This window comes from Brevundimonas denitrificans (assembly GCF_030160755.1).
In the GTDB taxonomy this organism is placed as follows: Bacteria; Pseudomonadota; Alphaproteobacteria; order Caulobacterales; family Caulobacteraceae; genus Brevundimonas; species Brevundimonas denitrificans.
The window spans coordinates 1-24,043 of record NZ_BSOY01000050.1 but is presented as its reverse complement, the minus strand read 5'-3'; the positions used below and the strand labels follow the sequence as shown (position 1 = coordinate 24,043).

Genomic DNA, 24,043 nt, shown 5'->3' with positions numbered 1-24,043 from the left:
TTGAGTCCGCGCCCACGGCGGCGCTCGCCGGCGCGCTTGAGTCCGCGCCCGCGCCGGCGAACGCCGACGCGGCGGGCCCGGTTCAGGGCGGGCCCGAGGACCAGGATCTGGCGCGCATGTCGCTGGAAGAACTGTCCATGGTCGAGGTGGTCTCGGTGTCGCGTCATCCGGAGGCGCTCGCCCATGCGGCGGCGGCCATCTACGTCATCTCGGCGGACGACATCCGGCGCTCGGGCGCGACCAGCCTGCCGGAAGTGCTGCGGCTGGCGCCCAATCTGAACGTCCAGCGGGTCAATTCCGTCGACTATGCGATCAGCGCCCGCGGCTTCAACGGCTACGAGACGTCGAACAAGCTGCTGGTCATGGTCGACGGGCGCAGCGTCTATTCGACCCTGCATTCGGGCGTGTTCTGGGACGCGCGCGACCTGATGCTGGAGGATGTCGAGCGGATCGAGATCGTCAGCGGGCCCGGCGGCGCCCTGTACGGCTCGAACGCCATGAACGGCGTCATCAACATCATCACCCGGTCGGCCCGGGACACCATCGGAACCCTGGTCAGCGCCGGCGTGGGCAATGAGGACGCGACCTTCGCCGTGCGCCACGGCGGCCGGCTGGGCGAGACCGGGGGCTGGCGGGCCTATCTGAACGGATCCATGCGCGACGACAGCTTCCGGCTGACCGGGGGCGACGCCACCGACGCGGCCGAGCGCCTGCGCGGCGGCGTGCGGCTGGACTGGAACGCCGGGGTCAATGAACTGACGCTGCAAGGCGACGCCTTCGACAACGCCGTGGCGATCAATGAGGACTTCTCCGGCACGGAGACCCGGGTCAGCGGGAGCAATGTCCTGGGACGCTGGGCGCGGCCGCTGGCGGGCGGCGAATTCCAGGCCCAGGCCTATTATGACCGGTTCGAGCGGGTCGAGCCGGGTTCGGTCGAGGACAGCGACACCTGGGATGTGTCAGCCCAGCACGCGGTGGAATGGGGCCGGCATCACCTGGTGTTCGGGGCGGGATACCGGACGGTGCAGTCGCGCTTCAGCCCCGCCCCGGGCGGCGCCTTCCTCGATCCGGAGGAACTGACGCTGACGCTGACCAATGTCTTCGTTCAGGACCAGATCGACCTGACCGACAGCCTGACCCTCACCCTGGGCGCCAAATTCGAGGACAACAGCTTCTCGGGCGAGGAATTCCTGCCCAACGCCCGCCTCGCCTGGAGCCGGCCCGGGGGCGATCTGGTCTGGGCGGCGGTCAGCCGGGCCAGCCGCACGCCGAACCGGATCGAGCGCGGCCTGACCCTGCCGGGTTTCCTCGTCGGCGGCGACTTCCAGTCGGAGACCCTGACGGCCTATGAGCTGGGCTACCGGGCCACCCCCCTGCCCCGGGCCTCGTTCTCGATCTCAGCCTTCTACAATGTCTATGACGATCTGCGGACCGTCTCGCTGGACCCGGTCACCGTCTTCCCGCTCACCTTCACCAATCACGGCGCCGGCGAGACCTGGGGAGTCGAGGCCTGGGGCAGCTATGACCTGACCGACCGGTGGCGGATCAGCGCGGGGCTGAGCACGCTGGAGAAGGATTTCGCGATCCCGGCGACGGCGCTGGACATCTCCGGCCTGGCCTCGGTCGGCGATGACCCCGGCTATCAGATCCTGCTGCGATCCCAGTCCCAGATCTCGGACCGTCTGGACCTCGACGTCCGGCTGCGCGCCGTGGATGAACTCCGTACGACCGGAACGGACAGCTATGTCGAGGCCGACGCCCGTCTGGGGTGGCGGATCACAGACACGCTGGAACTGTCCGTGACCGGCCAGAACCTGATCGAGGAGCGCCGGGTGGAAACGGGCGATCCCAACCGACGACGGGCGTTTGGCCGCAGCGTCTTCGCCGCCCTGCGCGTGAGCTTCTGAAATGATCGCGGGGGGACGCCTCATCGCGGTCCTCCTGATCGCCGCCTGGATCTTCACGGGTCCGGCGGCGACGCCCGCCATGGCCCAGGCCGCATCGGGCGGCAGTCTCGAATATTCGGTCAAGGCCAACTATCTGGTCCGCTTCGCCGCCTTCGTGGAATGGCCGCCGCGGGCGTTCGCCAACGGCGAGGCGCCCGTGGTGATCTGCGTCGCCGGCCGCGATCCGTTCGGGGCGACGCTGGACCGGGCGGCCCGGGGGCAGACAGCCCATGGCCGGCCCCTGACCGTGCGCCGCGCGGCCACCCGCGAGTCCGTGGCCGGCTGTCACATCCTCTATGTCGGCGCCGGCGCTGAGGCGCTGATCACCACGGCGGCCGGCCAGCCAGGGCTTTTGATGGTCACGGACGCCGCCACAGCGCCGGTGCGTGGAACCATCCATTTCGCGCTCAGTGAAGCCCGGGTGCGATTCCACATCGACCAGCAGGCGGCGACCCGCAGCGGTCTGGGGATCAGCTCGCGCCTGCTGAACCTCGCCCTCTCGGTCAGGACGGGCTGATGAAGCTGATCGCCCGCTTCAGACACAGCCGCTTTCCCCTGCTGGCGCTCGGATCGCTGCTGCTTCTGCTGGTCGCGGGCGTGGCCATCGGCGTGCTGAGCGAGCGCGCTATCAAGAACCAGATGGCCCGCGAGGCCGGCGCCCAGGCGGACCTGCTGGCCTCGGCCGTCAGCGGCGCCCTGGCCTTCGACGACCGCGCCGCGGCCCAGGACTATGTCGATGCGGTCCAGGTCAATCCCAACGTCCTGGCGGCGGCGGTCTATGACGAGAACAACCACATCGTCGCCAGCTTCGCCCGGCCCGGCGAGACCATTCCGCCGGTCGCCACGCCGCGCGGGCGGACGACCCGTTTCGAGGCCGGACGACTGTATGTCGTCAGGCCCGTGCAGGAGGCGGGACAGACGCTGGGAACCGCCCGTCTGCGGTTGCTGGATACGCCCGCGTCGCAGCGATTCAGCCGTTACGCCGGCCTGATGCTGGTGCTGGGGCTGGCGGGGCTGGTGGTCATCGTGCTGGCGGTGGCCCAGGGCGCCTTACGACGGGCCAACCGCGAGCTGGCCAATCGGGCGGAGATTCTGGTCGAGACCAACGACCTTCTGCACCAGCAGATGACCGAGCGGGAGAAGGCCGAACAGGCCCTGCGCCAGAGCCAGAAGATGGAGGCCATCGGCCGGCTGACCGGCGGCATCGCCCACGACTTCAACAATCTGCTGATGGTGGCCTCCAGCGGGGTGGAGCTGCTGGACCGCACCACGGACCCGGCCCGGCGCAAGGCCCTGACCGACGGGGTTCGCCAGGCCGTCGAACGCGGCGCCGTCCTGACCCGCCAGATGCTGGCCTTTTCGCGCCGCGCGCCGCTCAAGACCGAGGTGCTGCATCTGCCGACACGGATCGAGGGGCTGCGCTTCCTCCTGGACCGGGCGCTGCGCGAGGACATCGAGGTGGTTCTCGATCTGCCGGCGGACCTGTGGCGCATCGAGGCCGACCCCGGCGAGCTGGAGCTGGCCCTGCTCAATCTCGCGGTCAACGCCCGCGACGCCATGCCGAACGGCGGCCGGATCATCCTGTCCGCCCATAATGCGCCCGGCGAGGACGACGGACCGGACATGGTCTGTCTCAGGGTCGCCGACACCGGCACGGGCATGTCGGAAGCCGTGGCCTCGCGGGTGTTCGAGCCCTTCTTCACCACCAAGGAGGTCGGGCGCGGCACCGGGCTGGGCCTGTCCCAGGTCTATGGCTTCGTCCGCTCGTCGGGCGGCGACATCAGCGTGGAATCGACCGAGGGCGTCGGCACGACCTTCACCCTGTACCTGCCGCGCACGGACAAGCCGGCGACCGTGGTTGATCTTTCACCGGCCGCGGTCGATCCGGATCGGTCCACGCGGAAGGCGGAGGGCCGGCTGCTGCTGGTCGAGGACGACGACGCCGTGGCGTCCGGGGTCGGCCACATGGTCCGGGACCTGGGCTATACCTACGTCCGGGCGGCGCAGGCCGCCGACGCCCTGCGCCTGCTGGAGCAGGGGGAGCGGTTCGATCTGGTGTTCTCGGACATGGTGATGCCGGGCGATATGGACGGCCTCGCCCTGGCCAAGGCGATCCGCGAACGCGATCCCGACATGCCTGTGGTGCTGACCACCGGCTTCAGCGAGGCGGCGGCGGCGGCGACGACGGAGCGGTTCCGCCTGCTGCCGAAACCCTATGGGATCGACGCCCTGGCGACAGTGCTGGGCGAGACCCTCGCTGAAGCGCGGGATCGGGTCCGGGCGGAGACGGGCTGAGGCGGCGGATCGTTCGCCCGCCGGGTTTCTGAGCCGCCACGCAGGCGCCCGGGCGAGGCGCGGCGGCCGGAGCCTTCATGAGACGAAGGGCCCAACGGGCGCCGACCCAGGCGGGGATGGCTCCGGTCAGTCCTCGAGCGGCGGCAGGCCGGCTTCCTTGCGGGCGGCGGCGGCGGCTTTCTTTTCAGCCTTGGCGGCGGCCTTCTCGGCGGCCTTCTTGGCGTCGGCGCGATCGCGTTCCTGACGTTCGAAACTGTAGTTGGGCTTTCGGGCCATGGGCGGCTCCTTCTTTCTTGTTGGCGCCGGACCGGCGCGGGACCGGCCGCTGGGCCGCCGTATGTCCCACAAGGTGGGGCAAGCAGGGGTCCGGGGCAACCATTGACGGTCAATCGACGGCGATGATCTCGACCGCCTGTCCGGCCACGACCGCTTCGTCCCCGACCTGTTTGCCCATCAGGGCGACGGCGAGGGGCGAGGCGTGGCTGACTGAACCGGCGGCAGGGTCGGCCTCGTCCTCGCCGGTGATCCGCCAGGTCTGGGTGCGGCCGTCGGCGCGTTCGAGGGTGACGGAACCGCCGAAGCGGACGCGGCCGTCAGGCTCGGTCTCGACCCGCTGGGCGGTGGCGCGGCGGGCGGACCAGTAGCGCAGGTCGCGGGTGGCGCGGGCCATGGCCGTGCGGTCGGCCTCGATGTCGCCCTTCGCCTGGGCCGCGGCATAGGCCGCGCGGGCCGAGGCCAGGGCGGCCTCGATCAACGCCAGTCCCGAAGGGGTGACGAGGTTCGGGTGGGGCGAAATCGGACGGTCGGGAAGGTCGGCGGCCGTGGCCTCCAGGTCTTCCTCGCGGGTGAAGGCGACGCTCATGGGGGATGAGCGTATTCGGGTTCCGGGTGTTCCCGGAGAGATATTTCACTCACCTCCCCCTTTCGTCATCCTCCGGCGAGCGCAGCGAGACCGGGGGACCCAGCGGCGCCGCTGCGGCGGCGAAACACCGCTGTGTCCAGCATTAGCGCTCCCGCCAGTGTCGCGCTCTCGCGCGCCGCTGGGTCCCCCGGTCTACGCGGCTACGCCGCTTCGCCGGAGGATGACGAAAGCAAAAGGGGGGCGTGGGAGGAGGGACATGATACTGGCTGCGCGATGAGCGACTTGAAGACCGTACACATCATCGGGGCCGGGCCGGCCGGGCTGATGGCGGCCGAACGGCTGGCGCGGGCGGGCGTCAGGGTGGTGGTGCATGAGGCCATGCCGTCGGTGGCGCGCAAATTCCTGATGGCGGGGCGCGGCGGGCTGAACCTGACCCATTCCGAGGGGATCGAGCCGTTCACGGGGCGCTACGGCGGGGCGGCGGGGACCGTTGGAGCGTGGCTGGAGACGTTTTCGCCGACGCATCTGATCGGCTGGGCCGAGGGGCTGGGGCAGGCGACCTTCACCGGCTCGTCGGGGCGGGTGTTCCCGCGGGCGATGAAGGCGTCTCCCCTGCTGCGGGCGTGGCTGGGGCGGCTGGGCGAGCTGGGGGTCGAGGTGCGGACGCGGTCGCGCTGTTCCGGTCCCGGCCTTCGCCGGGATGACGGTCGGCGGGAATGGAGGTTCGACACGCCGGACGGCGAGCGGGTCGAGACGCCGGATGCGGTGGTGCTGGCGTTGGGCGGGGCCAGCTGGCCGCGGCTGGGGTCGGACGGGACCTGGCGCGACTGGCTGGAGGCGGAGGGCGTGGCGGTCGCGCCGTTCCGGCCGTCGAATGTCGGCTTCGACGTCGCCTGGAGCGACATCTTCGCGGACCGGTTCGCGGGGCAGCCGCTGAAGCCCATCGCCCTGACGCATGGCGACCGGACGGTGCGCGGCGAAGCCATGGTGACGCGCTACGGACTGGAGGGCGGGGCGGTCTATGCCCTGTCGGCGAGGCTGCGAGATGCGATCGGGCAGGACGGATCGGCGGCGCTGACCGTCGACCTGCGGCCCGATCTGACCGTCGAGGCGCTGGCGGGACGGCTGGCGAAGCCGCGCGGCAAGGACAGCGCGACCAACTGGCTCAGGAAGGTTGCGGGCCTGTCGCCGGCGGCGGTGGGGCTGTTGCGGGAGATTCCCGGCGAGCTGCCCGCGGGGGCCGACAAGCTGGCGAAACGGATCAAGGCCGTGCGGCTGACCCTGACCGGGGTGCAGGGGCTGGCGCGGGCGATTTCGTCGGCGGGCGGGGTGCGGCTGGACCAGGTCGACGCGGGACTGATGCTGACGGCGGCGCCGGGCGTGTTCGTGGCCGGAGAGATGCTGGACTGGGAGGCGCCGACGGGGGGCTATCTGCTGCAGGCGTCGCTGGCCTCTGGCGTCGTGGCGGCCGAAGGCGTGCTTGGGTGGCTGGAGACGCGGTAGCGCTCGACAGGGGGGCGGCGGCGGGTCAGGTTGCGGCCCTCCTCCTGCCCGGAATGATCCCATGCGCCTGACCCTTCTCGTTTCCGTCGCCGTGATGGCGCTGACGGCCGGCCCGGTAATCGCCCAACAGGCCGACGCCGCGCGGCTGAACGAACATGTGCGGGTGCTGGCGTCCGACGAATTCGAGGGGCGCGGGGTGGCGACGCCGGGCGAGCAGCGGACGGTCGACTATATCGTCGGCCAGTTCCAGGCCCTGGGGCTGGAGCCGGGCGGGCCGGACGGCCAGTGGGTGCAGACGGCGCAGCTGGGGCGGACGCGGCAGGACGGGCCGGCGACAATCACGGTCAACGCCGGCGGCGCCAGCCGGGCGCTGCAGCGCGGGCCGGACCTGCTGGTGTCCAGCGACCGGCCGGTGGACCGCATCACGGTCACGGACGCGGAAGTGGTCTTCGCCGGTTACGGCGTCAGCGCGCCCGAGCGCGGCTGGGACGATTTCAAGGGCATGGACCTGCGCGGCAAGGTGCTGCTGGTCATCGTCAACGACCCGGACTTCGGCGCGCCCGAGGGGCATCCGGTCGCGGGCCGGTTCGACGGAAACGCCATGACCTTTTACGGCCGCTGGACCTACAAATTCCAGGAGGCCGCGCGGCAGGGGGCGGCGGCGGTGCTGGTGATCCATGACACGGCCGGCGCCGGCTATGGCTGGAGCGTGCTGGAGGGATCGTCGACGGCGCCCAAGTTCGACATCGTGCGGGCTGATCCGGACGCCGAACGGGTTCCGGCCCAGGGGTGGATCCAGGGACCGGTCGCCGAACAGCTGTTCCGCGACGCCGGCCTCGACTACGCCGCCCTGCGCGAGGCGGCGCGGACGCCGGGGTTCGCGCCGGTGGCCCTGACCGGGGTGACGATGTCGATCGACTTCGGCCAGACCGCCGACCGGATCGAGAGCCGCAATGTGCTGGCGCGGATTCCGGGCGCCGGGCATCCCGACGAGACGGTCCTGTACGGCGCCCACTGGGACGCCTACGGCCGCGCGACGCCGGTGGGGGACGACGACATCTATAACGGCGCCGTCGACAATGCGACGGGCGTGGCCGGGCTGATCGAGCTGGCGCGGCTGTTCAAGGCGGGGTCGCCGCCCGACCGTTCTGTGGTGTTCGCCGCCTGGACGGCCGAGGAGGCCGGGCTGCTGGGCGCCGAATACTACGCCGCCAATCCGGTCTGGCCGCTGGAGACGACGGTGGCCAATATCAACATGGACAGCTTCCTGCCGGGCGCCGAGGTCTCGCCGCAGATCGTGGTCATGGGCGCGGGCAAGAGCGGGACCGACGCCTGGCTGGAGCGCCGCGCGACGGAGCAGGGCCGGACCCTGATCCCCGATCCGGCGCCCCAGGCCGGCGGCTTCTACCGTTCGGACCATTTCCCGCTGGCGAAGATGGGGGTGCCGGCCCTGTTCGGGGCGGCGGGCTTCACCGGGCACAACGCCGCCAGCCGGGATTATGTGGCCAACCGCTATCACAAGCCGTCGGACGAATGGACTTCGGACTGGGTGATGGACGCGGCGGCGGTGGACGTGAACCTGCTGTACCTCGTGGGGCGCGACCTGGCGGACAGTCGGGCCTGGCCGGCGTGGAACGCGGGCGCCGAGTTCGAGGCGGCGCGGGCGGCCTCGGCGGCGGCGCGGGAGTAGATGACGGCGCGGAAAGGTCGTCCGCCGCCAACCCAGGACGGACGGCGCAAGCCCCGCCGCGGGCGGCCGCTTCAGGAATTCAGGTCGCGTCGGTCATCCCGTGACCGAACCGGCCGCGATCACTTCGCAGCCATACCGATCGCAATAGCGGCGGCGCAGCTCCGCCATCGCCAACTCTTCCTCCGGCGTCAGGTCCGGACAGGCGGCGTCCAACGCTTCGGGTGATCGATCATCGACCGGCTCGCCGGCCAGAACCCGCCGCAGCTCAGCTTCGCTGTAGAGGCGCGCCATCTGCAGCGCTGCAATTCTCAGGTCCGTTTCCCGGTCCATCGGGAGGAGCTCGTCGATCCATGGGCCGACCACCGCCCGCCGGTCGAAATCCAGTCCGTCCATGATCGCCTCCATACGGTCGGGCGGAGACCAATCGGGCATCGACTCCACGATTTCGCGTGCGAGCGACAACTGCACGTCGGTGGGTTCCGGCCCGTCCCAGCCGCGCGCCGGCTCGGGGGCCCTGAAGCGAATGTTGGTTTCAACCGAGGCCGGCGCCGGCTGGCCGTCTACCCGGCCGAGACCGACCTGGGCGCTGGCGACGATGACGCGCGCCGCCGAGCCGAAGCCGAGCCCACGCGGCGACTCGTGGACGACATGGCAGAGATAGGGATGGCCGTCCGCTTCAACCCAGCATTTGATCCTCGCCAGTCCGGGAGTCTGCAGAAGGGCCGCAAAGCCAGGATACAATCTGGATGCCAGTTCCTCGTTCGCCGGCGCGAGCCAATAGGGGTCCGTTCGCTCCTGCGCGCTGACCGGCCCAGCGGCGGCAAGGGTTGTCATCAGGCAGGCCAGTACACACAGCTTTCGCGTCATCCGTTAGCCCCAGAAAAATGCACCTCAGCATCAGGCCGGACGGAGGCGGAAGGCAAGGGCTTGCAGGAGCACGCTCAGATTATTCGCCGCCCGTCCGCGAACGGGTGCGCGGCGGGGTGACGGACCGGTTCAGCGCCGCTAGACCTCCGCCATGCTCCCCCTCCCCGACATCTCCGGCCTCTGTCCGCCCCGCTTCGCCGCGGTGAAGGACGCCTTCACGGCCAATTTCACCGACGCGCCCGAGGGGCTGAACGAGCAGGCGGCGCGGTTCAGCGTCTGCATCGGCGGCGAGACGGTGGTCGATCTGTGGGCGGGGTGGGCCGATGCGGCGCGGACGCGGCCGTTCGATGCGCGGACGCTGGCCCCGGTGTTCTCGACCGGCAAGGCGGTGATGGCCTTGCTGATCGCGACCTGTGTCGAGCGGGGACTGCTGGACTATGAGCGGCCGGTTTCGGCGTACTGGCCGACGTTCGGACAGGCGGGCAAGGCGGGGATCACGGTCGGCCAGATGATGAGCCATCAGGCCGGCCTGCCGGGGTTCGACACCTCCGTGGACCCGAGCATCTGGTTCGACCGCGAGGCGGCGCTGGCGCGGCTGTGCGAACAGGCGCCGATGTGGGCGCCGGGGACGGCGTCCGGCTATCACCCGATCACCATCGGCCTGCTGGCCGGCGAACTGTTCCGGATCGTCGACGGGCGGAGCATGGGCGCGGCCCTGCGTGAGGACTTTCCCGGACTCGACCTGTGGATCGGCCTGCCGGAGTCCGAACACGACCGCGTGGCGCAGATGAAGAAGCCGACGACGGCGCCCGACCTGGGCGTCATCGATCCGGTCAAGCGCGCCGCCTTCCTCGATACGGGCTCCGCCCCCGGCGGGCGCGGCTCGGCGGAATGGCGGACGATGGAGCTGCCCTCAGCCAATCTGCACGGGACCGCGCTGGATCTGGCGCGGATCATGGGGGTGTTGGCCAATGGCGGGGCGCTGGACGGACGGACCGTGCTGTCGCCGGGCGTTCGGGCCGAAATGCTGCGGGAGCGGATCCATGGACGCGACAAGGTCGTCCCGTTCGACATCAGCTGGGCGGCGGGGCTGATGCGCAACGAAGGCCTGCACATCTTCGGCCCCAATCCGACGGCGGTGGGCCATTGCGGCTGGGGCGGATCCTGCGCCTTCGCCGATCCGGACGCCCGGGTGTCCGGGGCCTATGTGATGACGCGCCAGTCGCGGCATCTGCTGGGCGACCCGCGGGCGGTGCGGTTGATCGAGGCGGTGTACGGGGGGCTGTGAGGAGGAGTGGCTAGTGGCTAGTGATTGGTGAGCAGCGGAGTGGCGGTACGGACTGCGCCGCCCTTCCGCAACCGTTGAGGCTGCCATCACTAGCCACTAATCACCAGCCGCTAGCCACTCCTTCACACCGGCTCCGCGCACCGTTTCAGCGCCTCGCGCGCGGCGCGGTGGCGGAAGAAGGCCGCAGCCGCGAAGACCCCGGCGCCGCCCCAGATGAAGGCGAAGCTGATCACGCGCAGGGGCGTCAGCGCCTCGCCCGCCCAGACGCCGACGGCGAACTGGAGGGTCGGGGCGAGGAACTGGATGAAGCCGATGGTCGACAGGGGCAGGCGCCGGGCCGACCAGGCGAACAGGGCCAGCGGCAGGACGGTGGCGGGTCCGTTGGCCAAGGCCCACAGGGTGTTGACGGGGCTGTCGAAGGCGACCCCCGCGCCGGTGTGCTGCAGCCACAGCACCCAGGCCAGGCCGAAGGGAACCAGCAGCAGGCATTCGACCAGCAGGCCGGCCTGGGCGTCGATGGGGACGCGTTTGCGGATCACGCCATAGCTGGCGAAGCTGATCGCGAGCACGATGGAAATCCACGGCGGACGGCCGAGGGCGGCGGTCTGGAAGGCCACGCCGACGGCGGCCAGGCCGATGGCGACCCAGCCCCATCTGTCGATCTTCTCGCGGAACAGCCACAGTCCCACAACCATGTTGAGCAGCGGGTTGATATAGTAGCCGAGGCTGGCCTCGAGCGTGGCCTCATGCGTCGTGGCCCAGACGTAGAGACCCCAGTTGACCCCGATCAGGGCCGTGGACAGGATCAGCCAGCCCAGGGTCCTCGGCGAGGCGAAGGCGGAGCGGACCTGACCGCCCTGCTTCGCCAGCAGCACCAGCAGGCCGGCGACGGCCACAGCCCAGAGGGCGCGGTGGGCGAGGATTTCGAGCGAATCGAAGCCGAGGGCGCCCTGCCCCATGAACAGCAGGGGCATGAAGCCCCACATCACATAGCAGCCGAAGGCGGAGACCAGGGCGGCGCGGGGGGTGGCGGACGTAGCGGGAGCCATGGCGGACATTCTGATTCCTTCTCCCGTTGGGAGAAGGTGGCCCGGAGGGCCGGATGAGGGTCGGTCGGATGGAGCGGCGAGGCCGCCCCGAGGCGGCCGGCCCTCACCCTTTCGCGCGACCGATCGCTACGCTCCCGGGCGCTCAAGCCCTCTCCCGGTGGGAGAGGGATCGTTACACGGTGATGCTTCGGTACCCCGAGGCCGGCTTGATGATCCCCGTTTCGTCCAGCAGCTGGGCGATCTGGACGGCGTTGAGGGCGGCGCCCTTGCGCAGGTTGTCGGAGACGATCCACAGCGACAGGCCGTTCTCGACGGTCGGGTCCTTGCGGATGCGGCTGACGTAGACGGCGTGTTCGCCGGCGGCGTCGACGGGGGTGATGTAGCCGTCGTGCTCCTGCTTATCGATGACCATGACGCCGGGGGCGTCGCGCAGGACGGCCCGCGCCTCGTCCGGGCTGATCGGGCGGTCGAACTCCAGGTTCACCGACTCGGAGTGGCCGACGAAGACCGGAACGCGCACGCAGGTGACGGTCAGTTTGATGTCCTCGTCGAGGATCTTGTGCGTCTCCTTCCACATCTTGGCTTCCTCGTCGGTGTAACCGTCGTCCTGGAAGGCCCCGATGAAGGGGATGACGTTGAAGGCGATCTGTTTGGGGAACAGCTTGGGCCGGGCGTCGCCGAGGCCGTAGATGGCCTTGGTCTGGTTCCACAGCTCGTCCATGCCCGCCTTGCCGGCGCCCGAGACCGATTGATAGGTCGAGACCACCGCGCGCCTGACCGTCGCGGCGTCATGCAGGGGCTTGAGCGCCACCATCAGCTGGATGGTCGAACAGTTGGGGTTGGCGATGATGTTCTTCTTCGTCGCCAGCTTGATGGCGTCCGGGTTCACCTCGGGCACGATCAGCGGCACGTCCGGGTCCATGCGGAAGGCCGAGGAGTTGTCGATGACGATGGGGCCGGCCTTGCCGATCTTCTCCGACCACAGGCGCGAGGCGTCGCTGCCGGCGCTCATCAGCACCAGGTCGACGGTCGAGAAATCGAACAGCTCGATGTCCTCGCATTTGATCGTCTTGTCGCCCCAGGAGACCTCGACGCCCTTGGACTTGCGCGAGGCGACGGCGTGCATCTTCTCGACGGGGAAATCGAGTTCCTCGAGGATGTTCAGCATCTCCCGGCCGACATTGCCGGTGGCACCCACGACGGCGACGCGATAGCCCATATTGGTGTGTCCTTCGGACGCGCTAACGCTCGCCGCGCGGCGGCTCGCTGCTTGAGCGCATGTGGTTTGAGGTTGTCAGCAGCCTATGTGGGCTTTCGCGGGCGCGAAGCAATCGCTTTTCAGCGGTCGCGGGCGCCGCTAAGCCCGAGAACGATGCCCTCACGCATACGCACCGCTTATGACCGTCGTTTGGCCGAGGGCCGGCTGACGCCCGATCCGTCGCAGATTCCGGTGGTCGACGCCCTGGCGCGGCTGGAGAAGGACCTGCGCAAGAAGGCCCCGATGGGCGGGCTGCTGGGGCCCGGACCCGAGGTGCGCGGCGTCTATCTGTGGGGACCGCCGGGGCGGGGCAAATCCCTGCTGATGGACATGTTCTGCGCCGCCGTCCCCGAGCCGCGGAAAACCCGCGCCCATTTCCACGCCTTCATGGCCCGCGTCCACGACCTGATCCGCCAGTGGCGCGAAGGGGATGCGAAGGCGCGCAAGGCCGTCTTCGGCCAGTCGAAAGGCGATGATCCCATCAAGCCGGTGGCCGAGCTGATCGCGTCGGAGGGGCGGCTGCTGTGTTTCGACGAGCTGCAGGTGACGGATATCGCCGACGCCATGATCCTGGGCCGGCTGTTCGAGGCCCTGTTCGAGCGGGGGGTGGTGCTGTCGGTGACCTCGAACCGGGCGCCGGACCAGCTATATCTGAACGGGATCAACCGCCAGCTCTTCCTGCCCTTCATCGCCATGCTGGAGCGCCAATGCGTGGTGGTCAGCGTCTCGGGCGCGCGCGACTGGCGGCTGGACCGGCTGATGGGGACGCGGGTCTGGTTCACGCCGGCCGATGCGGATGCGCGGGCGGACTTCGAGGCCCTGTGGTCGGATCTCAAGGGCGAGCAGGACGAATGTCCGGCTCATCTGAAGGTGCTGGGCCGCGATGTCGTCATCGAGCGCACCGACGGCGGGCTGGCGCGCGCGACCTTCGACCAGCTGTGCGGGACGGCCCTGGGACCGCAAGACTATCTGGCCATCGCCGAGCGGTTCCACACCCTGTTCGTTGAGGATGTCCCGGTGCTGGGACCAGCCAATCACCATGAGGCGCGGCGGTTCGTGACCCTGATCGACGCCCTGTATGAGGCCGGGACTCGGCTGGTGGTGCTGGCCGAGGCGGCGCCGGAGGCCCTGTATCGCGAAGGGGTCGGGGCCTTCGAATTCGAGCGCACGGCGTCGCGGCTCAATGAAATGGCGAGCGCGGACTGGCTGGCGCACGAGAGAACGGCGTAGGCTGCCGCCACAATTCCGCTTGGGCGGATCGTTCTAACTTCGGCTGTCCCTGGAGATCGCCCATGCGCCTGCCCGTCCTGTTCGCCGCCTTCGCCCTCGCGGCGGCCCTGCCCGGCGCCGCCCTGGCCCAGACCCCGCCGCCGGCGGCGGTCGTGACCAACGGCGTTTCGGTCGCCGATGCGAAGACCTGGCTGACTGGTCTGGGCGGCTCGGTCGGGGAACCGGTGCTGCGCGAGGGGGTGACCAGTCTGCACATCGCCGACCAGCCCCTGCCGTGGAACCTGACCTTCTACGCCTGCGGCCCGACCCTGTGCGACGACATCCAGTACAGCGCCATCTTCACGGGCCCGATCACCCCGGACCAGATCAACGCCTGGAACCGCGACAACCGCTTCCTCAAGGCCTTCTTCGTCCCGGCCGCGCCGGGCGGCGAGGCGAGCGCGGTGGTGCAGTATGATGTGGTCCTGACCGGCGACGGAACCGAGCAGCTGCGGGAGCCGACGGTGGTGTGGCTGCAACTGCTGCGGACCTTCGCACAGGGGTTGGTCGCGGCGGCGCCGGCGGCTCAATAACCGGCAGGAAAAAGGGCCGCAGATCGCTCTGCGGCCCCTCGTCAGATCCGGGATGGCGGGCTGCTACGTCAGCGAAGAATCAATGTCCTTGCAGGCCTGGATCAGACCCTGAACCGACTCCACCGACTTGGCGAACATCGCCTTCTCGTCGTCATTGGTGGTGAATTCGATCACCTTCTCCACGCCGTTCGCGCCGATCAGGGCGGGCACGCCGACGTAGAGGTCCTTGAGGCCATATTCGCCCGACAGCCAGACGGCGCAGGGCAGGACGCGCTTCTGGTCCAGCAGATAGGAGCGGGCCATGGCGATGGCGCTCTCGGCCGGGGCGTAGAAGGCCGAGCCGGTCTTCAACAGGGCGACGATCTCGCCGCCGCCCTTGCGGGTCCGGTCGACGATGGCGTCGAGCTCGGCCTGGGTCAGCATTCCGGCCTTGACCGCGTCGGGCAGGGGCAGGCCGCCGACGGTGGAGTGGCGCACCATGGGCACCATGTCGTCGCCGTGACCGCCCAGGGTCCAGGCGTGGATATCCTGGATCGACACGCCGGTCTTCTCGGCCAGGAACCAGGCGAAACGGGCCGAGTCGAGCACGCCGGCCATGCCGACGACCTTCTCCTTCGGGAGCCCCGAGAATTTCTGCAGGGCCCAGACCATGGCGTCGAGCGGGTTGGTGATGCAGATCACGAACGCGTTCGGGGCGTGCGCCTTGATGCCCTCGCCGACGGCCTTCATCACTTTCAGATTGATGCCGATCAGGTCGTCGCGGCTCATGCCCGGCTTGCGCGGCACGCCGGCGGTGACGATGCAGACGTCGGCGCCCGCGATGTCGGCATAGTCATTGGCGCCCTTGAGGGCGACGTCCGTGCCGATCACGGCGGTGGCCTCGGCGATGTCCAGCGCCTTGCCCTGGGGCGTGCCCTCGGCGATGTCGAACAGGATGATGTCGCCCAGCGCTTCGCGCGCGGCCACGTGTGCCAGGGTGCCGCCGATCATGCCGGCGCCGATAAGGGCGATCTTCGCGCGAGCCATAGATGTCTCCGTTGGCCTGACGCGCTTCGCGCTACTTGAGGCCGTGTATGGGTGGGGAGGGAAAGCGTTGGCGGCGGTCTAGACCCGCGCGCTTTCGCCTGCAACCGTGACGCCGCGTCACCGGAGCGCCCCGAGAACCGACCATGGCCCGTCCACCCGAATCCCGACCCGAGTTCGTCGCCCCGGAGACTGTGCCCGCCGACCTGATCACGGTCGTCGACGAGACCACGGTGCGGGCCGAGGTCGCGGCCTGGCGGGCGAGGATGCTGAAACGGCCGGGGCTTTGGGACAGGGCGACGCGCGGGACGCAGGAGCGGATCAACAAGGTCATCCCCGAGCGGATCCACGCCATCATCACCGCCGGCGTCGAGGCGATGACCAGGGGGATATTGTTCGGCTCGGACCTGATCCGGACGCGGCCGACAGCCGACGGATCGCTGGCGGCGCGGGAGTTGCGGGCGCGGGCGATGATCCGGACGTATCGGAACACGGCCAGCGTGGAGGGCGGGGTCGCGGGCGCCGGCGGCTTCGTGCTGGCGGCGGCGGATTTTCCGGCCCTGATGGCGATCAAGGTGCGGATGCTGGGCGATGTGGTCGGCGCCTATGGCTGGGGCGGCGATACGGTGCGCGAGCGGCTGTTCCTGCTGCATATCTTCCACCTCGCCTTCGCCAGCGCGAAACGACGGCCCGAGGCCCTGGCCGAGCTGGAGCGCTGGATCGCGGGCGTGGATCAGCCGGAGGCGATCACCGAATACGACTGGCGGCGGTTCCAGATCGAATACCGCGACTATATCGACCTGGCCAAACTGGCCCAGCTGATCCCCGTCGTCGGCGCGCCGGTCGGGGCGGTGGTCAACTGGCGGCTGGTCGACCGGCTGGGCGAGACGGCGATGATGGCGTGCCGGATGCGGTGGCTGGCGAACGGTTGACGTTCCTGCTTTGTTCGTGATTGAGTATCGACCAGACGGAGGGACATCCACATGATCGGCTATGTGACGCTGGGCACGAACGACCTGGAGCGGGCGGCGAAATTCTATGACGCCATCGCCGCGGAACTGGGGACGTCGCGGATGATGGAGTGGCCGGGGGCGATCGCCTGGGGCACCCCGGGCGGCGGGGCCGGGATCGGGCTGACCAAGCCGTTTGACGGGCAGGCGGCCAGCGTCGGCAATGGCGTGATGGTGGCGCTGGAGGCGGCGTCGCGCGAGCAGATCCACCGGCTGCACGAGATCGCCCTGGCCCATGGCGGAACCTGCGAAGGCCCGCCGGGACCGCGCGGGGACACCTTCTACGCCGCCTATTTCCGCGATCCGGACGGCAACAAGCTGAACGCCTTCATGATGGAGAACGGGGCGGTGGCCTAAGGCCGCTATCCATAGATTTTCCTGTTTCTGACGACAGGGTTTATCGATTTTCCCTCCTGAAGCGAAAGGTCTAGGCTCGCTGCAATCGCGCCCAGACGCACAGAGACGCAGCAGGAGGACACCATGGACGGACACGCCGGCGGACCCAGCCCCCTCAATGATCCGAAGAAGGAAAAGGCCGCGCTGCGGTCCCTGCTCGGGCGCACCAACCGCGACTGGTGGCCGAACCAGATCGCCGTCGACATCCTGCACCAGCAGGGGCGGACCGGCGACCCGATGGGCGACGGCTTCAACTATGCCAAGGCGTTCAAGTCGCTGGACTATGCGGCCGTCAAACGCGACCTCCACGCCCTGATGACCGACAGCCAGCCGTGGTGGCCGGCGGACTATGGCCACTACGGCCCCTTCTTCATCCGCATGGCCTGGCACTCAGCCGGCACCTATCGCACCGGCGACGGCCGCGGCGGCGCGGGCGCGGGACAGCAGCGGTTCGCCCCGCTGAACAGCTGGCCGGACAACGGCAACCTCGACAAGGCGCGGCGCCTGCTGTGGCCGATCAAGCAGAAATACGGGGCCAGCCTGTCGTGGGCCGACCTGATGATCCTGGCCGGAAATGTCGCGATCGAGTCGATGGGCGGGCCCGTGTTCGGCTTCGGCGGCGGCCGGGCCGATGTCTGGGAGCCCGAGAAGGACGTCTACTGGGGCACCGAGGAGAAGTGGGTCGGCGAGGAGGGCAATGAGACCCGCATCCAGCCGGACAAGGAGATGGCGCTGGAGAGCCCGCTGGCGGCGATCCAGATGGGGTTGATCTATGTAAACCCCGAGGGGCCGGGCGGCGTGCCGGACGCCCTGCAGTCGGCGCGCGACATCCGCGAGACCTTCGCCCGCATGGGGATGAACGACGAGGAGACGGTGGCCCTCACGGCGGGCGGCCACACCTTCGGCAAGGCCCACGGCGCCGGCGACGCCAAGAAGGTCGGCGTCAGCCCGGAAGGGGCGGACATCGCCCAGCAGGGCCTCGGCTGGATCTCCGGCCACGAGAGCGGCATGGGCGACCACACCATCACCTCGGGCATCGAGGGCGCCTGGACGCCCACGCCGACCACCTGGGACATGGACTATTTCAACATGCTGCTCGACCACGAGTACGAGCTGACCCGAAGCCCGGCCGGGGCCAAGCAGTGGCATCCGGTGGGCGATCCGCCCGAGACCCTGGCCCCTGCGGCCCACACGCCGGGCAAGAAGGTCCCGACGATGATGACCACCGCCGACATGGCGATGAAATTCGACCCCGAGTACCGCAAGGTGATGGAGAAATTCCGCGCCGACCCGGCCTATTTCGCCGACGCCTTCGCCCGCGCCTGGTTCAAGCTGTGCCACCGCGACATGGGGCCGAAGGTCCGCTACCTCGGGCCGGAAGTGCCGGCCGAAGATCTGATCTGGCAGGACCCGATCCCGGCGCAGGCGGGCCCGGACCTCACCGCCGCCGACATCAGCGCGCTGAAGGAGCAGATCGCGGCCTCGACCCTGACCGTGGCCGATCTGGTCACGACGGCCTGGGCGGCGGCGGCGACCTACCGCGGATCCGACCACCGCGGCGGCGCCAACGGCGGCCGGCTGCGGCTGGAGCCCCAACGGTCGTGGGACGTCAACCAGCCCGGAAAGCTGGCCCATGTGCTGGAGGTCTATGAGGCCATCAAGGGCGATTTCGACGGCGAACGCATCGTCTCCATCGCCGACCTCATCGTTCTGGGCGGCTCGGTCGGCGTCGAGAAGGCGGCGAAGGCCGCCGGCCACGCCATCGAGGTTCCCTTCACCCCGGGCCGGACGGACGCCAGTCAGGACCAGACCGACGTCGAGGGATTCGCGGTGCTCGAGCCCAAGGCCGACGGCTTCCGCAACTATCTGCAGGTCCGGTACAACGTCCCGACCGAGGAGCTGCTGGTCGACCGGGCCCAGCTGCTGGGGCTGACGGCGCCGGAGATGACGGTTCTGGTCGGCGGCCTGCGTGTGATGGGCGCCAACCACGGCGGGTCGAAGCATGGCGTGTTCACCGATCGGCCGGGCCAGCTGACCAACGATTTCTTCGTCAATCTTCTGGACATGCGGACGGGCTGGAAACAGGTCGATGACAGCGGCGACGAGACCTTCGTGGGCTCGGACCGTCTGACCGGCGAACAACGCTGGACGGCGACGCGCACCGATCTGGTGTTCGGCTCCAACTCCCAGCTGCGGGCGTTGGCGGAGGTCTACGCCTCGGCCGATGCGGGCGAGAAATTCGTGAAGGACTTCGTCAAGGCCTGGACCAAGGTCATGAACAACGACCGGTTCGACCTGACCCTGAAGGAAGAGTTCGGGGCGGCCGCGGCCTGATCGGCCCCTGGCTGAATCCGGCCGTCGCGGCGCGGCGGCCGGAAGGTTCATCACCAAGGTCACGAAGGGCCACAAAGGCACGAAGAGACCGGGGTTTGGTTCAGGCGGGAGATGGCTTCCGCATGTCGCAAGATGGCGGCTTCGCCCCGTTGACCGATCGCCGGCGCACTCTCCCCGTCATCCTCCCGGCGCCCTTGGTGTCCTTTGTGGCCCTTCGTGACCTTTGTGATGAACCCGACTCCGCCGGGACGACCGCATAAGGTTGTTCGATTGCCTTGGCCATCATGATAGCGGACGCCTATATGTCGGCCATGCTCCCGACCCTGCGCCAGCTCCAGTATCTCAAGCTTCTGGCCGAACACGCCTCGTTCAGCCGGGCGGCGGAGGCGGCCCATGTCAGCCAGCCGGCCCTGTCGGCCGGAGTGCAGGAGCTGGAGAAGATTCTCGGCGCGCCGGTGGTCGAGCGGACGCGCGGCAATATCCAGCTGACCGCCGTCGGGGCCGAGGCGGTCCGGCGCGGCGAGGACGTGCTGGCCCGGACGGAGGATCTGGTCGAGGCGGCGCGCAATGCGGGCAAGCCGCTGTCGGGGCGGTTCCGGCTGGGCGTCATCCCGACGGTCGCCCCCTTCCTGCTGCCCGCCAAACTGCCGGGGGTGAAGGCGGCCTGGCCGGCCCTGCGGCTGTTCATCCGCGAGGACCTGACCCCGCGGCTGATCGCCGGGCTGAAGGCGGGGCAGCTGGACGCGGCGGTGATCGCCCTGCCCTATTCGGCGCCCGGCATCGACCACGCCCGCATCGGCGACGACGAGATTCTGGCCGCCGCCCCGGTCGGCCATCCTCTGGCGGGGACGGGGCCGATCCCGGCGGGCTCGCTGAAGGCCGAGGACCTGATCCTGCTGGAGGACGGCCACTGTCTGCGCGACCACGCCCTGGCGGCCTTCGGCATCGAGCCGCCGCGCGGCGAGGACGTCTTCGCCGCGACCAGCCTGCATACGTTGGTGCAGATGGTGTCGGCGGGTCTGGGGGTCAGCTTCCTGCCCGAGATGGCGGTGCGCGCCGGCCTGGCGGACCTGCCCGGCGTCGTGGTCCGGCCGATCACGGCCAAGGCGCCGCGCCGCGAGATCGTGGTGGCCTGGCGCACCGGCTCCAGCCGGGCGGCCGAGGCGAGACTGCTGGCGGACGCGCTCAGACTGGACTGAGCGTCCGCTTCATTACGACTCCGTAAGGTGCGCCGCCTTTCGGCCCTGATAGGGTTCGGGCGCCCGCCTGCGCCGGGTGCTCCGGAGCCGTGCCCCATGAAGTCCCGCCTGTTCGCCGCCGCCTCGATCGCCGCCCTGATGCTGGGCGTTTCGGCCTGCGCCACCGCGCCCTCGAACGACTACGTCGTGGACACAGCCGTCGCCGAAGCCCCGGCCGCCGTGGCCGCCGCCGACGCCGCGCCGGGACCCATTGTGGTGCCGCCCCTGGGCTTCGCCGAGCGGACGCTGCCGAACGGACTGCGCGTGTTCACGGCGCGCGACACGGCCACGTCCAATGTCACGGTGCAGGTCTGGTACAAGGTCGGGGCCAAGGACGATCCGGAAGGCCGGTCGGGCTTCGCCCACATGTTCGAACACCTGATGTTCAAGGCGACCCGCAACCTGCCGCAGGAGACCTTCGACCGGCTGACCGAGGACGTCGGCGGCTCGAACAACGCCTCCACCGGCCTGGACGTCACCAACTACTATGAGACCGTGCCCGCGCAGCATCTGGAGCGGATGCTGTTCGCCGAGTCCGAGCGGATGGGATCGCTGGTCGTGGACGAGGCCTCGTTCGAGAGCGAGCGCGACGTGGTCAAGGAGGAGTTCCGCCAGCGCGTGCTGTCGACGCCCTATGGCCGGTTCCAGCGCCTGCACTCCCAGGCCTTCATCTATCAGGACAGCCCGTATCGCCGCCCCGGCATCGGCTCGATCGCCGATCTGGACGCCGCCACCATCGACGACGTCCTGCGCTTCCACGAGACCTTCTACCGGCCCGACAACGCCTATCTGATCGTGGCCGGAAACTTCGACCAGGCCCAGCTGGACGCCTGGATCGACGGCTATTTCGGCGGCATCGAGAACCCCGACCGCGCCCTGCCGGTCAACCACGTTCCCGAGAGCTTCGGCGCGGCGCGCGAGGCGACCTTCTATGGTCCGAACGTGCCCCTGCCGATGGTGCAGATCACCTGGCCGACCGTCCCCTATGACCACCCGGACCGGGCGGCGCTGGACGTGCTGGACGGCATACTGTCGACCGGGGAGTCGAGCCGTCTGTACCAGGCCCTGGTCTATCGTCAGCGGATCGCCACCTCGGCCACCTCCTCGAACAGCCAGCAGCAGCAGGTCGGGGTGCTGAACACCTCGGCCGTGATGAGCGCCGGCCACACGCCGGACGAGGGCATGGCCGCCCTGCGCGCCGAGGTCGCCCGCATCCGCGACGAACCGGTCACCGAGGCCGAACTGGCCGAGGCCAAGACCGAACTGGTGGCCAGCGCCCTGCGCGGACTGGAGACCATCGACGGCCGGGCCTTCGCGCTGGGCTACACCCTGATCATGACCGACGATCCGACCAGCGCGGATCGCGACGTGGCCAACATCCAGGCCGTGACCGTCGCCGATGTGCAGCGGGTGGCGCGCCAGTATCTGCGCGACGACCGCGCCATCGCCATGCGCTATCTGCAGGCGGACGAACAGAACCCGCCCTCGCCGGTGCAGGAAGTGTTCACGGCGCCGATCACCCTGGCGACCCTGGCCCCGGCCGGTGAGCCCGTGACCCTGCTGCCCGAGGGACAGCGCACGCCCCTGCCGCAGCCGGGCCCCGCCGTCGACGCCGCCACGCCGCAGGTGGCCGAGCGCCGTCTGGCCAACGGCATGCGGGTGCTGGTCGCGCGCAAGCCCGGCCTGCCGCTGATCTCGGCCCGGCTGAGCTTCAACGCCGGCAGCTCCGACGATCCGGCGGGCAAGGCGGGCGTGGCCAATTTCACCGCCTCGCTGCTGACCCAGGGGACCGAGAGCCGCTCGGCTCCGGAGATCGCCACCGAGATCGAGCGGCTGGGCGCCGAGATCGGCGCGGGCGCCGGCGTGGACTTCACCAATGTCTTCGCCTCCTCGCCGTCCAACGTCTTCCCGCAGACCATGGCCCTGATGGCCGATGTCGTCCGCAACCCGGCCTATGCCGCCGAGGAGCTGGACCGCGAAAAGACCCAGACCCTGAACGGCCTGCGGGTGCAGCTGTCGCAGCCGGGACCGGTGTCCAGCCTGGCCGCCGCCCGCGCGGTGTTCGGCGAGGCGCCCTACGCCCTGCCCGGCTCGGGCACGCCCGGCACCATTCCGGGCCTGACCCGCGACGATCTGGTCGCCTTCCACGAGGGCCGCTACCGGCCCGGACAGGCGACCCTGGTGTTCTCGGGCGACATCACGCCCGAGGCGGCTTACGCCCTCGCCGAGGAGGCCTTCGGCGACTGGCGCGATCCGGCGGGAACCGTGGCCACGATCGACGATCCGGCCGGGGCGCTGGTCGCGCCGCGCATCATCGTCATCGACCAGCCCGGCGCAGGTCAGGCGGCGGTGGTCGCGGCCCTGCGCGGCATCGCCCGCACGGACGAGGACTATTTCCCGCTGCTGGTCGGCAACGCCCTGATGGGCGGCGGCTTCTCGGCGCGCCTGAATCAGGAGATCCGCATCAAGCGCGGCCTGTCCTACGGCGCCAGCTCGGGCCTCGGCGTGCGCGAGGACGAGGGCATTCTCTCGGCCTCGGCCCAGACCCGCAACGACGCGGTGCCGGAGGTGGCCGAACTGATCCTGGCCGAGATCGCGCGCCTGTCGGCGACCACCGCCACCGAGGCGGAACTGGCCCCGCGCAAGGCGACCCTGATCGGCTCCTTCGGACGTCAGCTGGAGACAGTCGACGGTCTCGGCGGTCTGGTCGCCAATCTGGCGCTATACGGCCTGCCGCTGACCAATCTGGCCAGCTACGACGACGATGTGAACGGGGTGACCCCGGACGCCATCCGGGCCGCGGCGGCCGAACACCTGCCCGCCTCGAGCGCCAGCCTGGTCATCGTCGGCGACGCCTCGGTCTTCCTGACCGCCCTGCGGGCGAAATATTCGAACATCGAGGTGGTGCCGCTGTCGAGCCTGAACATCGACTCGGTGACGCTGAGGTAGGGACGTTACAGGCCTCTCTCTCCCCCTCGGGGGAGGGATGTCGATGCGTCAGCGGCGACAGGGTGGGGGCGCTTCGGCGACACAAGGACCGCGCCTGCCTTGCCGGGCCCTCCCCACCCGGTCGCTACGCGACCACCCTCCCCCGGGGGGGAGGGAGAGGCGCGAGCCAGTTCAGGCCGACAGACACACCACCTGGGCCACGCGCAGTTCGCGGCGCAGCTCGTCGGCGACCAGGCCGTAGTTGTCGACGGTGACGAGGCGGCCGGTCAGGGGCTCGTCGGCCTTCTGCACGCCGCGGATGGCCGGGCCGAAGGTGTCGGGCGAGGTGGTGTAGATCCGGCCCCGGCGCGGGCTTTCGGCGATGGTGACGCCGATGGCGCGGCCCTGCCGGTCCAGCACGGGGGCGCCCGACAGGCCCGCCAGGGTGCCGCCCAGACCGTCGGTGCGGCCGACCTCGGCCCAGGCCAGGATCGGTTCGTCGCGCTGGCCCCGGCCGCGCACCCTCAGCGTTTCGCGGCCCAGCAGGCGGGAGG

At 69.8% G+C, this 24,043-nt stretch carries 19 protein-coding genes and 1 pseudogene; 13 read left to right on the top strand and 7 right to left on the bottom strand.

The features are described from left to right. The 3 genes from QQJ79_RS10950 to QQJ79_RS10940 all read left to right on the top strand — a co-directional run. On the top strand, nt 1-1,907 hold a 1,907-nt coding region (locus tag QQJ79_RS10950; protein WP_284222967.1), incomplete at its 5' end, for a TOL_0244 family TonB-dependent receptor. Nucleotide 1,908: 1 nt separating this feature from the next. Then, nucleotides 1,909-2,463: a TOL_0243 family YfiR-like periplasmic protein gene (locus QQJ79_RS10945; protein ID WP_284222966.1), complete on the top strand. Its 555-nt coding sequence runs from the start codon at nt 1,909-1,911 to the stop codon at nt 2,461-2,463. Continuing rightward, nucleotides 2,463-4,241, top strand: coding sequence for an ATP-binding protein (locus QQJ79_RS10940; RefSeq protein WP_284222965.1), 1,779 nt, complete (start codon nt 2,463-2,465; stop codon nt 4,239-4,241). Before QQJ79_RS10945 ends, QQJ79_RS10940 begins: the two co-directional genes overlap by 1 nt. A 126-nt stretch (nt 4,242-4,367) precedes the next feature. On the opposite strand, the gene QQJ79_RS10935 is transcribed toward QQJ79_RS10940, so the two are convergent. Then, on the bottom strand, nt 4,368-4,517 hold the full coding sequence (locus QQJ79_RS10935) for a hypothetical protein (RefSeq protein ID WP_284222964.1): 150 nt from the start codon (nt 4,515-4,517) through the stop codon (nt 4,368-4,370). A 109-nt stretch (nt 4,518-4,626) separates the two neighbouring features. Beyond that, nucleotides 4,627-5,103, bottom strand: coding sequence for a transcription elongation factor GreA (gene greA, locus QQJ79_RS10930; RefSeq protein WP_284222962.1), 477 nt, complete (start codon nt 5,101-5,103; stop codon nt 4,627-4,629). Nucleotides 5,104-5,376: 273 nt separating this feature from the next. Here greA and QQJ79_RS10925 point away from each other — a divergent pair, with 273 nt between their 5' ends. Together QQJ79_RS10925 and QQJ79_RS10920 are read left to right on the top strand one after the other, a co-directional pair. After that, nucleotides 5,377-6,606 (top strand): BaiN/RdsA family NAD(P)/FAD-dependent oxidoreductase, encoded by a 1,230-nt coding sequence (locus QQJ79_RS10925; RefSeq protein ID WP_284222961.1) that lies wholly within the window; start codon nt 5,377-5,379, stop codon nt 6,604-6,606. A gap of 61 nt (nt 6,607-6,667) precedes the next feature. Further along, nucleotides 6,668-8,296 carry a M28 family metallopeptidase gene (locus tag QQJ79_RS10920; protein ID WP_284222960.1) on the top strand — a complete coding sequence of 543 codons (1,629 nt, stop codon included), beginning with the start codon at nt 6,668-6,670 and terminating at the stop codon, nt 8,294-8,296. 93 nt (nt 8,297-8,389) lie between these two features. On the opposite strand, the gene QQJ79_RS10915 is transcribed toward QQJ79_RS10920, so the two are convergent. Next, a complete protein-coding gene (locus tag QQJ79_RS10915) occupies nt 8,390-9,163 on the bottom strand; it encodes an energy transducer TonB (RefSeq protein WP_284222959.1) in 774 nt (257 codons plus the stop codon). A 151-nt stretch (nt 9,164-9,314) separates the two neighbouring features. Between QQJ79_RS10915 and QQJ79_RS10910 the strand changes: the two genes are divergently transcribed. Next, entirely contained in the window at nt 9,315-10,451 is a 1,137-nt protein-coding gene (locus tag QQJ79_RS10910) for a serine hydrolase domain-containing protein (RefSeq protein ID WP_284222958.1), read from the top strand. A 122-nt stretch (nt 10,452-10,573) separates the two neighbouring features. Here QQJ79_RS10910 and rarD read toward each other — a convergent pair whose 3' ends face one another. Together rarD and QQJ79_RS10900 are read right to left on the bottom strand one after the other, a co-directional pair. Further along, nucleotides 10,574-11,509: an EamA family transporter RarD gene (gene rarD / locus QQJ79_RS10905; RefSeq protein ID WP_348521787.1), complete on the bottom strand. Its 936-nt coding sequence runs from the start codon at nt 11,507-11,509 to the stop codon at nt 10,574-10,576. A 163-nt stretch (nt 11,510-11,672) separates the two neighbouring features. Beyond that, on the bottom strand, nt 11,673-12,719 hold the full coding sequence (locus QQJ79_RS10900) for an aspartate-semialdehyde dehydrogenase (RefSeq protein WP_284222957.1): 1,047 nt from the start codon (nt 12,717-12,719) through the stop codon (nt 11,673-11,675). 153 nt (nt 12,720-12,872) lie between these two features. Here QQJ79_RS10900 and zapE point away from each other — a divergent pair, with 153 nt between their 5' ends. Next, nucleotides 12,873-13,988 carry a cell division protein ZapE gene (gene zapE / locus QQJ79_RS10895; RefSeq protein WP_284222956.1) on the top strand — a complete coding sequence of 372 codons (1,116 nt, stop codon included), beginning with the start codon at nt 12,873-12,875 and terminating at the stop codon, nt 13,986-13,988. Nucleotides 13,989-14,050: 62 nt separating this feature from the next. Then, nucleotides 14,051-14,560: a YbjN domain-containing protein gene (locus QQJ79_RS10890; protein ID WP_284222955.1), complete on the top strand. Its 510-nt coding sequence runs from the start codon at nt 14,051-14,053 to the stop codon at nt 14,558-14,560. 63 nt (nt 14,561-14,623) lie between these two features. Here the strand turns inward: QQJ79_RS10890 and mdh are convergent, their stop codons facing one another. Then, a complete protein-coding gene (mdh, locus tag QQJ79_RS10885; protein WP_284222954.1) occupies nt 14,624-15,586 on the bottom strand; it encodes a malate dehydrogenase in 963 nt (320 codons plus the stop codon). Nucleotides 15,587-15,729: 143 nt separating this feature from the next. Here mdh and QQJ79_RS10880 point away from each other — a divergent pair, with 143 nt between their 5' ends. The 5 genes from QQJ79_RS10880 (at nt 15,730) to QQJ79_RS10860 (ending at nt 23,510) form a co-directional block, all read left to right on the top strand. Continuing rightward, nucleotides 15,730-16,515, top strand: a complete 786-nt coding sequence (locus QQJ79_RS10880) for an EcsC family protein (RefSeq protein ID WP_284222953.1) — start codon at nt 15,730-15,732, stop codon at nt 16,513-16,515. Between the two features lie 51 nt (nt 16,516-16,566). Continuing rightward, nucleotides 16,567-16,950, top strand: coding sequence for a VOC family protein (locus QQJ79_RS10875; RefSeq protein WP_284222952.1), 384 nt, complete (start codon nt 16,567-16,569; stop codon nt 16,948-16,950). A gap of 123 nt (nt 16,951-17,073) precedes the next feature. Then, nucleotides 17,074-19,323, top strand: coding sequence for a catalase/peroxidase HPI (gene katG, locus QQJ79_RS10870; protein ID WP_284222951.1), 2,250 nt, complete (start codon nt 17,074-17,076; stop codon nt 19,321-19,323). Between the two features lie 311 nt (nt 19,324-19,634). Beyond that, nucleotides 19,635-20,522 (top strand): hydrogen peroxide-inducible genes activator, encoded by an 888-nt coding sequence (locus QQJ79_RS10865; protein WP_284222968.1) that lies wholly within the window; start codon nt 19,635-19,637, stop codon nt 20,520-20,522. A gap of 96 nt (nt 20,523-20,618) precedes the next feature. Further along, nucleotides 20,619-23,510, top strand: a complete 2,892-nt coding sequence (locus QQJ79_RS10860; RefSeq protein ID WP_284222950.1) for a M16 family metallopeptidase — start codon at nt 20,619-20,621, stop codon at nt 23,508-23,510. A 171-nt stretch (nt 23,511-23,681) separates the two neighbouring features. On the opposite strand, the pseudogene QQJ79_RS10855 reads toward QQJ79_RS10860, so the two are convergent. Beyond that, nucleotides 23,682-24,043 (bottom strand): annotated as a pseudogene (locus QQJ79_RS10855) (S1 family peptidase); the annotation flags it as partial.